We start from the raw sequence: 8,215 nt of genomic DNA, 5'->3' as shown, positions 1-8,215 counted from the left end.
GTTCCGGGCTCGATCAGAGCGAGGTACATATCAGGCGTCACAGGATCGGGAATGATCTGTTGGACTTTGGCTACGGCGTAATAGCCGCGGGTATCGTTTACCCTGCTAGGCTCGTAGTAAATGATCCAGTCGCCGACGCATTCTTCGACACGACGCAGATACGGGCGAGGAAACTGGTATTGCTCTGCGGGGCGATCATTGTATCTCGAATCTGAGCGGTGAATGAAGACCCCGAATCCCATGATCTTCCTGCAATGCGTTCTTCGGGAATATCTGCCTCAGATGTAATACCAATCCGATCTTGGGAACTTAGTCCAGGTCGGAGAAGCTTTTCCCCATGGTATCGGTCCTTTGATAGGGAAAGACCTCTACAAGCGGCCGCACTTTTTTCACGGAACGTGTCGCGAAAGGCTAGTGCGGTCCGTCCTCTGACAAAAGGAGATCGCCATGCGAAAACTTATCGTCACCGAATTCATCAGCGTCGATGGCATCGCCGAGGTCGAGAAGCTGCCCGGCGTGACCTGGAACGATGAAATGCAAAGGTTCAAGGAGGACGAGCTTGCCGACAGCGGCGCCATGCTTTTGGGGCGCACGACCTATGAGATTTTCGCCGGCTCCTGGCCCACGGAAACCGGAGACTTCGCCGACCGGTTCAACGCGCTGCCGAAATATGTCGCGTCGACCAGCTTGAAGGCGCTGGACTGGAAACCGGCCGAGCTCCTGAAGGGCGCCTTGCCGGATGCGGTCAGGGAACTGAAGCAAGGCCGCGGCGGCAACATCTATGTGCATGGCAGCCTCAGCGTGGCGCAGGCATTGCTGCGCCACGGCCTGGTCGACCGCGTCAGGCTGCTCAGCTACCCCGGCGCCGTCGGCCAAGGCAAGAAGCTGTTCCCGCCCGGCGAGCAAGTGCCGCTCGAGTTGATCTCGGCCACGCCATTCAGCAACGGCGTGGTGGCGCTCGAGTATGCGCCCGTGAAGGTGCGATAAATTTCGCCTTGAAGAGTAGATCGCTCAGTGGCGTGTTCGACTGAAGCAACGCAATGGGGCAATTCATAACATTCGCCCACCTCTTACGCGATATTCTGAATCCGTCCCCAGGTGCTCTTGGTTCCCCAGATGCCGGAGCGTAGCGCCTCGAGCTGCACGATCTGGCTGTGGTCGACGAACAGGTTGATCTCGTTGCCGTAGTTCTTGACGTACCATTCGAAGACCGCCGGGTCGGCGGCTTCGAACATCACCTTCTCCAGGCCGAGCTCGTTGATTATGCGGGCCACCATTTCGGTGCGCCAGGACTTCACGTTTTCGGTGATCCCTTCACTCTCGATCATGATGATATCGGCGCCGGCATCGAGGGCACGCCGGGCCTGTGCGACCAGCCAGCCGACATCCCTGGTGCCTTCGGCTTCGAGTTCGTCGGCCGACGTGTCACCACCGGCCCCGAACTGGATTCCGAGCTCCGGCTTGGCCTTGAGCGCGGCCTTTTTCACGGTTTCGACCAGGCGCAGCAGCGCCTCCGTGGGCAGGCTGATGAAACCGGTGGAGATCTCGATCACATCGAACCCGAGCGCCTTGGCTTCTTCGATGTAGCGGTCCACGGCGTCCGGGCCGAAGCGGAGGACATTCTCGATCCAGCCGCCTGTCGAAACAAGCGTCGTGATCATGCGCCAGCTTGTTGATCGATTTCACCGCTTCGGGCGGCATCAGGGCGAATGATCCGCCGGCAAACTTGATGCCGTCGATCCAGTTGCCCATCGTTTCCAGGAGGTCGGCCAAATGGCGCGGCCCATAGGCGCTATAATAGGGTCCGCGAATCTCGGTCAGGCCGGTTTTGCGCGGCTTGGGAGAGCGTGCGGCGCGCGGGATGAAGGAGAAGGCTGTGTCGGTCATTTCTGGCCTCGGCTGTCGGTTCTCCTTGGTTAACTCGGTTCTCCTGCGTTAACGACTGGGCGCGCGATCCGATCCGCGCAAATTGGGCTGGAACCCTTGGCGTCACGGGGTGTTGGCGGGGAAGGAGGTCTGGGATGCCGCAGATCGCGAACAATGCCGCCGCAGGACCTGAACGGCCTGTCCGAAGCAGCGCAAAGCTGTTCCTGTGCGGCGACGTCATGCTGGGGCGCGGGATAGACCAGATCCTCGCCAATCCGGGCGATCCGCATTTGCACGAGCGCTATGTCAGATCGGCGGCGACCTATGTCGAGCTTGCCGAACGCATCAATGGCCCGATCCCGAGAAAGGTCGACGATACGTATGTCTGGGGCGATGCGCTCGCCGAACTGGACCGTGAAGCTCCCGACGCGCGGATCATCAACCTCGAGACCAGCATTACCACCAGCCTGTCTTTGGCGCCCAAGGGCATCAATTACAAAATGAACCCCGCAAACATCGGCTGCCTGGCGGCGGCGCGGGTAAGCTGCTGCGTGCTCGCCAACAACCATGTGCTCGACTGGGATGAGCCCGGCCTCGTCGAAACCCTCGATACGCTCCGGCATGCCGGCCTCGCCTATGCCGGGGCCGGGCTTGACGCGGATGAGGCGGCGGCGCCTGCCGCAATCGAACTGGCCGGCGGAGGCCGCGTGCTGGTCATCGGCTTCGCGCTCGAGACGAGCGGCGTTCCAGCTTCATGGGCAGCCGGAGCCTACAAGCCCGGGGTCAACCTGCTGGCGGATGTCTCGGCCCGCTCGCTCGCGCAGATCGCCCGATCCGTGGAGGCCATGAAGCAGCCTGGCGACCTCGCAGTGGCCTCGATCCACTGGGGCGGCAACTGGGGCTACGAAGTCACCACGGAAGAGCGAGCGCTTGCCCATGCTCTCATCGATGTTGCAGGTTTCGACGTCGTGCATGGGCACTCCTCCCACCATCCCAAGCCGATCGAAATCCATGACGGCCGGCTGATCCTTTATGGATGCGGCGACTTCCTCACCGACTATGAGGGAATCACAGGCTACAAGATCTTTCGCGGTGGGCTTGCGCTGATGTGCCTGCCGCGGCTCGCGATGCCTGAGGGCAGGCTTCTTTCGCTCGAGTTGGTGCCGTTCGAGCTCCGCAAATTCCGGCTAAACCGCGCCTCGCCCGAAGATGTCGCCTGGCTCGCGGCCGTGCTTGAGCGAGAGAGTTCGCCCTTCGGCACTCATGTGGCGCTCGATAGCCGTCTCACTGTCCTTTGGTGAAGCTGGCAGCCTGCGATATCTAGCGTTCAAGCCGCTCAGGCCGTCCTCGGCCAAGCGCACCGTCGGCGCGGGCCTGCAGATAGGCGTAGATGTCGTCGATGTAAGGAGCGACGTTGGGGTCGTCGGCGAAGCCCTTCATCACTGAAGGGCCGCTGCGCACGCCGTCGCGAACGCTGCGCCGGAAGACCTCTATGCCGGGCAGCCGGTCGACAAGGGCCGAGGCGAACGTCGAGCCCATGCCGTCGGGACCATGGCAGTGATTGCAGCTGCCATGGTAGCGACGGAAGCCGTTATAAGTACGCGCATCGACCTTGCCGCCGACAATTTCGTAGAACTTGCCCGAGGCCAGCTCGGCTTGCGAAGACGCGGCGAAGCCGGCGACAAGGGAAAAGACGGCGACAGACGGGAGGACGAGCCACAGGGACATCGTCTGTCGCCCACGTTGCAGGCTCAACCAGCGCCGTCGCAACGCGCATGCCCCCGGATCACTCGACCTTGGATCACTCGACCTTGGATCACTCGACGGCGGTCATCAGTCGACGGCGGGCTTCGGAGAAGAAACCACGATGCCGTCTATCGGTTGTGGGCTGACGACAAGCTTGCCGCCGACACGGGATATCTTGATGATCTGGTCCGACTCTCCCAGCTTGCCCGGCACGGAGACCGCGACTAGCTGGTTCTCGGTCAGTGTCGCCACGAAACGCACTGGCAAGCCAGCCTCGCCCTGCGCGATGGTGGTGACCACCCGATAGCCGTCCTCCTGAGGCGTATAATAGACGACACCAAGGAAGCCGGCGAGATCGATGCTTTCAGCCTTCATGGCTCCAAGCTCGTCGGCATGCGCGGGCATCGCCGCCATGCAAAGTGCTGCAAAAGCAATGTATCTGTACATAATGCTGCTCCATCCCGAATTGTCCGGGTCGAGCCCGGCTTAACGTTTCAGCAATAGGCGGTCGCGCGCCGTGATAGTCGGCGCACGCAGGCAGAATTCTTGATTAATCCCCCCGGCTGCATCACAGTGGCGAAGGCCCGCGAGCCAGGAACGCGCTGAACCCCACTGGTTGTCACAGCTAAGTGTGACCTTGTCTTCTGGGGCGCGAGTATTTCACCGCCCGGGTGCTTGCGCATCCCCTGTTTGGGGGAGATAATCAGAATTTAAGCGATCGCTAACATTTGGAGAGGCGAGAGCACCTGTGAGAGCGCGCTGCTTTCCGCGTCGGACGCGCTGTCGACATGCGGGGGGCCGTCGATGGCCAAGGCATTGTCGCATCATGATCTGTCGAAGCTGATTGGCTCAATCTACGATTGCGCACTCAACCCGGGGCGATGGGAACACGCGCTGGCTGGGATCAGGGATGCGCTCGATGCCCAGACTGCGGTCCTGCACCTTGACGACCTCGCCAACGATCGGCTGCTGATCTACAGGACCGTGGGAATAGAGCCATACTGGCTGGAGCAACAGGCGAAATATATCCCCGAGATCCACGCCCGGCAGCTCGAGGATCTCTCGACATGGCCTTCGCTCGATGTGCCGCATGTGGTCTCGCGTCATATCCCTCAGACCTACCTGGAGACCTCCCGATATTTTCAGGAGTGGCTGAAGCCGCAAGGCCTGGTCGACGTCATGTCGTTCTTCCTGATCCACACCCCTACCCGTCTTGCCGGCTTCGCCGTTGCCCGACACAAGCGGCAAGGCATGATCACCGAGCGCGAAATCAAGCTTGGCAGACTGTTGCTGCCGCATGTGCGCCGTTCGGTGATAATCAGCAACATGCTGGACATCGGCACTGTCGAGCGCGCAGGAATGGCCGAGGCGCTCGATGCGCTCACATGCGCCGTGGTCCTCACCAATGTACGTGGCGCCGTCCTGCACGCCAACCGCTCGGCCAAGCACATGCTGCAGAGCGGCGGCCCGATCCAGGATGTCCGGGGCATTCTGCAAGCGAAGATCCCGTCGGCTTCCAGGGAGCTTCACAGCGCCATCATGCTTGCGGCTCAGGATGAGGTCAGCATCGGCAAGACAGGGCTTGCCGTCCTCCTCACCGAATCCGGCCTGCCGCCCGTCTTCGCCCGCGTGCTGCCGATGGCCGGCGGCGACCTGCGCGCCGGCATGGAACCTGCGGCGGTAGCCGCGGTGTTCATCGGCAATGCACCGGACGAGCATGACGCCGCCGGAATGCTGGCGAGAGCCTTTGGGCTTACGCTGGCCGAAACCCGTGTGCTCGCCAGCCTTGTGGCCGGGCACACCCTGGCCGAGACCGCCGCCAGCCTTCATATTGCCAACGCGACCGCCAAGACGCATCTCGACAATATCTTCCAGAAGACCGGCGCCTCCCGTCAGGCCGACCTGATGCGCCTTGTCATGCAGATCGTTCCACCCGCGGGGCAGCCTGGTCCCTGAACCACTCATCCTGCCGTAGGTTGGCGGCCCACAACGTCAGACCTTCCGCGCCCCTCACCCACCGACGCGCTTGGTGCGCTTGCCCGTGTCGACCTTGGCCCGCGCCTCCACCGCCTTCTCGATCTCCCGCTTCAGCTCATCTTTGATATCAGCCGTTTCGGCCATTAAGGCGTCGATCTTCATGAAATCGAGCACGCGGTATTTCGACACCGCCGGCCTGACCAGTATGTCCGGCTGGCATTGCCTCAGCTTGGCGGCGATGATGGACTGCATCATCAATTGCGTGGCGCCGAACATCAGATCGACGGAGGTCGGGTATTTGCGCCCGCTTTTGGTCGGCGCGCCAACGACGTCGACGGCGATGATAATATCGGCGTCGTGCTCGATCAGATCGAACGGCACTGGATTGTAGATGCCGCCGTCGATCAGCAGCCTGCCGTCGCGCATCACCGGGCGGAATACCGCGGGAATAGCCGCCGAGGCGGCAAGCGCCGAATGCAGGTCGCCGCCGCTAAGCACGGCGAGCTTATGGCCGAAGAAATCCGTGGCCGTCACCTTCAGCGGTATTTTCAGCTCGGCGAAGCTTTCGGGTATGGCGTCGGGCATGAATGCCTTGAGGATGCGCTCGACATTGAACTGGGTGACACGCAGCCCGCCCTGCAGCGCCTCGGCAAAGGTGCCTGGCCGCGCCCGCCACATGCGCGCCGCCACCTCGGCGCGGCGGCCGAGGATCGAGCGCATATAGTCGTGAATGTCGCTGCCGGCCATGCCCGAAGCCATACCGGCGCCCATGATGGCGCCGATCGATGAGCCTGATATCGCGACCGGCCTGATACCCAGCTCGTCCAGCGCCTCGATGACATGGATGTGCGCCAGCCCGCGCGCGCCGCCGCCGCCGAAGGCGATGCCGAAACTCGGGCTCATTACTTGCCCCCCATTTGGGCTCATTCCTCCTTGGCCTCGCCGTGCTTCGGCCCGACGATCATGATGGCCGGCTCGGCGGAGAGCAGTTTTTTCGCCGCCGCCTTGACCTGATCCAACGTCACCGCGTTGATGAGGGCGGCGCGGCGCTGCATGTAGTCGATGCCGAGCTTGTCGAGCTGCAGTTCGAGCAGCGTCGCGGCGATGGCGCCGGAGGAGTTCAGATTGTTGATGGCATAGGCGCCGATCAGGTATTTCTTGGTCGCCGCCAGTTCCGCTTCCGTCGGCCCCTCCTCGGCCATGCGCTTCACCACGTCGCGCACGACGGCCAAGGTCTCGCCCGCCCGGTCCGCGCGGGTCGCCGTGCTGATGGCCAGGGCGTTGGCGTGCTGGTGGTCGACCAAGTCGGAGCTGGCGCTGTAGGCCAGGCCGCGTTTTTCGCGCACCTCTTCAAACAGCCGCGAGGTGAAGGCGCTGCCGCCGAGGATCTCGTTCATCAGAACCGCGGCGAAGAAATCCGGCGCACTCCGCTTGACGCCGGGATAGGCGAGTTGCAGCGACGTCTGGGGCTGGTCGTAATTGACCTCGAGCTGCTGGTTGAGTTTCGGATCGACATCGGCGACGGGCGCGAGCGCCTGGTGTTGCTGCAGGCCGCCGAAGACCATATCGAGCTTTTTCTTCAACGTCTCGGCATCGATGGCACCGACCACCGCCACATGCAGACCATCGCGAGCGAAGTTCGCCTTGTGGAAGGCGATGAGATCGTCCGGCGTGATCGTGGCGATGCTTTGCCTAGTGCCCTGGTCGGGCCGCGCATAGGGGTGGGTGCCGTATAGTGCCTCCAGCCATTTGCGTTGGGCGAGCGTGTCGGGGTCAAGCTCGTTGGCGATGATGCCGGACAGCACTTGCGCGCGGATGCGGTCGATTGGCGCCTGGTCGAAACGCGGCTCTGTGACCGCCAGCCGCAACAGGTCGAACGCCGCGTCGCGCTGCTCGGCCAGCATGCGCATCGAGCCGTAGGTGCCGTCGCGCGCCGCCTCGAAGCTCATTTCGGCACCGACGTCGTCCAGCTTTATCTGGAAGGCCTCGCTGTCAAGATCGCCGGCGCCCTCGTCGAAAAGGCCGCTCATCAGATTGGCAAGCCCTTCCTTCCCAGCGGGATCCTGTGTCGTGCCGCCGTCGAAAACGAAGCGGATGGCGACCAACGGCACGGAATAGTCCTCCACCAGCCAGGCGGTGATGCCCTTTGGCGACGTCACCTCCTGGATGCTCATGGCCGCGCGAGCGGTGAGTGACGGCAGGATGAGGAAGAATAGGGAGAGGAGCAGGGTGAATAGAGGGGTGGCGGCACGCTTCAGGACAGTCGCTTCGGACAAATGGTAGCTTCCAACTGATGTTCGAGACGAATAGCTGTCAGTGTCAGCGCCGCCCCTCGTTGCCCTGCCGGGCACTTCTCCCCGTATCGTGACGGGGAGAAGGGGCCTGGCCGCAACCCCAGCGCTGTTTCTGCAACGCTGGTGGTTGGCGAAACCGCCGACGAGAGCGCCCCTCTCCCCGTCACTGTACGGGGAGAGGATGCCGGCAGGCAGGTGAGGGGCAGCGCCAAGGTTCAAGTTCCTCATCAAATCAATTCCCCGCCTGTGTCTGCGGCAAGAGATAGCCTGATGTCGAATGGTTGAGATTGAGATAGCGCGCTGCAACGTTCCTGACTTCGTCGGCGGTGACC

General features: G+C 62.5%; 8 protein-coding genes and 2 pseudogenes. 3 read left to right on the top strand and 7 right to left on the bottom strand.

Annotation, left to right across the window (positions count from 1 at the left end; all coding sequences use genetic code 11):
* Positions 1–242, bottom strand: a pseudogene (locus EOA85_RS20330) (restriction endonuclease); the annotation flags it as partial.
* A 205-nt stretch (positions 243–447) separates the two neighbouring features.
* Here EOA85_RS20330 and EOA85_RS20325 point away from each other — a divergent pair.
* Positions 448–987 carry a dihydrofolate reductase family protein gene (locus EOA85_RS20325; RefSeq protein ID WP_127210935.1) on the top strand — a complete coding sequence of 180 codons (540 nt, stop codon included), beginning with the start codon at positions 448–450 and terminating at the stop codon, positions 985–987.
* Between the two features lie 83 nt (positions 988–1,070).
* Here the strand turns inward: EOA85_RS20325 and EOA85_RS39125 are convergent, their stop codons facing one another.
* Positions 1,071–1,661 (bottom strand): phosphosulfolactate synthase, encoded by a 591-nt coding sequence (locus EOA85_RS39125; RefSeq protein ID WP_281033762.1) that lies wholly within the window; start codon positions 1,659–1,661, stop codon positions 1,071–1,073.
* A 49-nt stretch (positions 1,662–1,710) separates the two neighbouring features.
* A pseudogene (locus EOA85_RS40125) lies at positions 1,711–1,887 on the bottom strand (phosphosulfolactate synthase); the annotation flags it as partial.
* A gap of 134 nt (positions 1,888–2,021) precedes the next feature.
* Between EOA85_RS40125 and EOA85_RS20315 the strand changes: the two are divergent.
* Positions 2,022–3,167 (top strand): CapA family protein, encoded by a 1,146-nt coding sequence (locus EOA85_RS20315; protein WP_127210934.1) that lies wholly within the window; start codon positions 2,022–2,024, stop codon positions 3,165–3,167.
* Between the two features lie 19 nt (positions 3,168–3,186).
* On the opposite strand, the gene EOA85_RS20310 is transcribed toward EOA85_RS20315, so the two are convergent.
* Positions 3,187–3,594 (bottom strand): c-type cytochrome, encoded by a 408-nt coding sequence (locus EOA85_RS20310; protein WP_127210933.1) that lies wholly within the window; start codon positions 3,592–3,594, stop codon positions 3,187–3,189.
* Between the two features lie 105 nt (positions 3,595–3,699).
* The gene (locus EOA85_RS20305; RefSeq protein WP_127210932.1) at positions 3,700–4,059 is read right to left on the bottom strand and encodes a hypothetical protein; all 360 of its coding nucleotides are present in this window, start codon (positions 4,057–4,059) and stop codon (positions 3,700–3,702) included.
* A 357-nt stretch (positions 4,060–4,416) separates the two neighbouring features.
* Between EOA85_RS20305 and EOA85_RS20300 the strand changes: the two genes are divergently transcribed.
* Positions 4,417–5,568 carry a helix-turn-helix transcriptional regulator gene (locus EOA85_RS20300; protein ID WP_127210931.1) on the top strand — a complete coding sequence of 384 codons (1,152 nt, stop codon included), beginning with the start codon at positions 4,417–4,419 and terminating at the stop codon, positions 5,566–5,568.
* Positions 5,569–5,622: 54 nt separating this feature from the next.
* Here EOA85_RS20300 and EOA85_RS20295 read toward each other — a convergent pair whose 3' ends face one another.
* Positions 5,623–6,492, bottom strand: a complete 870-nt coding sequence (locus tag EOA85_RS20295) for a patatin-like phospholipase family protein (protein WP_127210930.1) — start codon at positions 6,490–6,492, stop codon at positions 5,623–5,625.
* A gap of 20 nt (positions 6,493–6,512) precedes the next feature.
* Positions 6,513–7,865: a pitrilysin family protein gene (locus EOA85_RS20290; protein ID WP_245485898.1), complete on the bottom strand. Its 1,353-nt coding sequence runs from the start codon at positions 7,863–7,865 to the stop codon at positions 6,513–6,515.
* Positions 7,866–8,215 lie beyond the last annotated feature (350 nt).

The sequence above is a fragment of the Mesorhizobium sp. M5C.F.Ca.IN.020.29.1.1 genome, assembly GCF_003997375.1.
In the GTDB taxonomy this organism is placed as follows: domain Bacteria; phylum Pseudomonadota; class Alphaproteobacteria; order Rhizobiales; family Rhizobiaceae; genus Mesorhizobium; species Mesorhizobium wenxiniae.
The sequence above is the reverse complement of the archived record's forward strand: the minus strand, read 5'-3'. Positions and strand labels throughout refer to the sequence as shown.

What these genes read in the sequence shown, in the direction of transcription:
- EOA85_RS20305 (WP_127210932.1), bottom strand. Translation starts at nt 4,059, where the DNA reads ATGTACAGATACATTGCTTTTGCAGCACTTTGCATGGCGGCGATGCCC.
- EOA85_RS20325 (WP_127210935.1), top strand. Translation starts at nt 448, where the DNA reads ATGCGAAAACTTATCGTCACCGAATTCATCAGCGTCGATGGCATCGCC.
- EOA85_RS20300 (WP_127210931.1), top strand. Translation starts at nt 4,417, where the DNA reads ATGGCCAAGGCATTGTCGCATCATGATCTGTCGAAGCTGATTGGCTCA.
- EOA85_RS20310 (WP_127210933.1), bottom strand. Translation starts at nt 3,594, where the DNA reads ATGTCCCTGTGGCTCGTCCTCCCGTCTGTCGCCGTCTTTTCCCTTGTC.
- EOA85_RS20315 (WP_127210934.1), top strand. Translation starts at nt 2,022, where the DNA reads ATGCCGCAGATCGCGAACAATGCCGCCGCAGGACCTGAACGGCCTGTC.
- EOA85_RS39125 (WP_281033762.1), bottom strand. Translation starts at nt 1,661, where the DNA reads ATGATCACGACGCTTGTTTCGACAGGCGGCTGGATCGAGAATGTCCTC.
- EOA85_RS20295 (WP_127210930.1), bottom strand. Translation starts at nt 6,492, where the DNA reads ATGAGCCCGAGTTTCGGCATCGCCTTCGGCGGCGGCGGCGCGCGCGGG.